Origin of the sequence: Cohnella sp., from assembly GCF_041640265.1 — a bacterium.
GTDB lineage: Bacteria > Bacillota > Bacilli > Paenibacillales > Paenibacillaceae > Cohnella.
The window spans coordinates 1-2,377 of record NZ_JBEQAP010000056.1; the positions used below are offsets into that span (position 1 = coordinate 1).

Consider the following 2,377-nt stretch of genomic DNA (forward strand, 5'->3'; position numbering starts at 1 on the left):
TATTCAACCTTTACGTTCGGATATTTCGCTTCGTACGATTTAATGAGCTTCGTGAAGATATTCTTCTCTTGTGGGCTGCCATGGCCCATGAACGAAATCTTTACGTTCTCAACCGGTGCGCTTGCTTCGCTTTCTTCTTTACTCCCCGCACTCTCGCTCGCATTCCCATTCGATGCGGAATCGCTTCCGTTATTGCCCGATGAACACGCTGCAAGCAGCATTCCGAAGCAAAGGATAGGCACAAGTCCAAGCTTTACAGATAATTTTTTCTTCATTTCGTTTGACGCCTCCCTTGTTATGTGCAAGACACTGTATGATGCTGTAAGCGTTTAACCTTATGGATTTATTATAGATTATATTGTTATATGTTTATATACTAAATACAATATAAAAATACCCCGTGCACAAGAGCTGCACGAAGGTATTTTTCTTATTCTATAGCTTACCGTTTACTGAATTTCACCGGCACAACGATACGCTGCGGCTCGTATTCACCCTGTAGTTGCGCATGAAGCAATTCAACCGTAACCCTGCAGATTTCATCTTCATCTTGCTGCAAATACGATACGTCCTGAAAATCGGGTTTATCAAAGCAAACGAGCTCCATATTGTCGGGCACCATTTTTTTCAACCGCTTCGCTGCATAATACGTATAGTTCGTCAATTCAACATTGACAACGAATGCCGCCGAAACCGCTGGCCGCTCATTCATGAACGCTTCAATTATAGGCTGCGCATTGCCGTTAGAAATATCCTCGATCTTCAGGACACACCATAAGTCCTTGTCAATTGGAAGCTTCTTAGCCAAGTAAGCTTTCTCAAACCCCATCATCCGTTCCTCGGTTGCCGTATTTGTAATCTCAGGAGTAATAAGTGCTATATGTTCATGGCCGCTTTCGAGCAAATAAGTAATCGCCTGTTCCGTACCGTTCACATTATCCGAGCTAACGCTGTACGTGCGAATCTCTTTCAAAAAGCGATCAATTAGCACGTGGGGAAATTTATCGAGCGACAAACGCAAAATACTATCGTTGTATCGCTCCTCCTCCGTCGGAAACACGATTAACCCGCGTACACCGGAAGCTACCATCGATTCGATGGCTGCGCTCTCTTCCATTTGAGACTCTCTCGTAATTCGGACCTGCAGGTTGTAACCGCTAGCCGTAACGTACTTCTCGATAGAATCAAGAATTTTCTGATCAACCTTAGTTTTCATGCAGGGAAGTATAAGTCCGATGACATCGCGTACGTTGCTTGTTATATCTAAAGTTCCAACTGTTACTCCCTCCTGCCGTACAAACGTTCCTTTTCCTTGCACCCGGACGAGCACTCCTTCATCCGCTAATCCTATCAATGCGTTTTTACTCGTAATTTGGCTTACTCTGTATTGCTCCGCAAGTTCTTTCTCGGAAGAGACACGATCTCCGGGACGCAGCTTGCCAGCTTTGATTTGCCCTAAAATATCAACTTGAATTTGTTTATATAGAGGGTGATTTTTCATGATTTTGCCCCATTCGCATATTAATATATATTAAGTATACTAAATTAATCGAAATTTGTCAGTAAACTTATGCGAATTGTATTTTATACATATAAAAATGCTGTACCTTAAAGTCAGAGCTTTAAGACACAGCATTCATTATTAGGTATTCCACTTACTTATTACCTTTGTCATAGAGCTCTTGCAGCTTCGGCTGCATTTCCTTCGCCCAATCCGCGGCAGTCATTTTGCCGTCCCATACTTTGCCGACCTCTTGCCACATCGTATCAATCCATTTCGTGTCCTTCGAACCGAAATCAATAACCGGGTGACCGTAATCTTCAATGATATCCAGGAACACTTGACGGTTAGCCGGCGCTTTGTCATATTCCACAAACCCGCCTTTGGCCATGTCGATCAAGTTAGGCACCGCTTGGCCTAGCTCGTAGTTTTGCTTCTGTCCTTCGGCATCAAGGGCGAGGAACGCCGCTAAGTTAAACGCTTCCTGCGCATGCTTGGATTTGCTCGATACCGAGTAACCCATCGATCCGACCCATGTGCCCGCTTTGCCTGTTGCCGGGTTCGTCGGCCATGCCGCGATATCCCATTCAAAAGGCAAGTCCCAGAAGCCCGGTTGATCCCAAGGACCCATTGGGAACATCCCTACTTTGCCCGCTACGAAACGAGAGTAAGCATTCATCGCTTTCTCATCCTCTGGCGATGGGGTTACCTTGTGCTTGAGACGAAGGTCCGCTACCCATTGCATAGCGCTTGCGAATTCAGGTGTATCAATTGTAATGGTGCCTGTTTTGTAGTCGATGAAGTCTCCGCCGCTTGCCCATACCGCACCTTCAAGTGTGAAGTTGGCTCCGCCGTAAATGTCGACTTTACCATCGC

General features: G+C 45.4%; 2 protein-coding genes and 1 pseudogene. All 3 read right to left on the reverse strand.

What is annotated here, in order from left to right; genetic code table 11:
- A pseudogene (locus ACESLK_RS25715) lies at nt 1-275 on the reverse strand (ABC transporter substrate-binding protein); the annotation flags it as partial.
- Nucleotides 276-442: 167 nt separating this feature from the next.
- Nucleotides 443-1,501, reverse strand: a complete 1,059-nt coding sequence (locus ACESLK_RS25720; protein ID WP_373232632.1) for a GntR family transcriptional regulator — start codon at nt 1,499-1,501, stop codon at nt 443-445.
- Nucleotides 1,502-1,655: 154 nt separating this feature from the next.
- On the reverse strand, nt 1,656-2,377 hold a 722-nt coding region (locus ACESLK_RS25725), incomplete at its 5' end, for an extracellular solute-binding protein (RefSeq protein WP_373232633.1).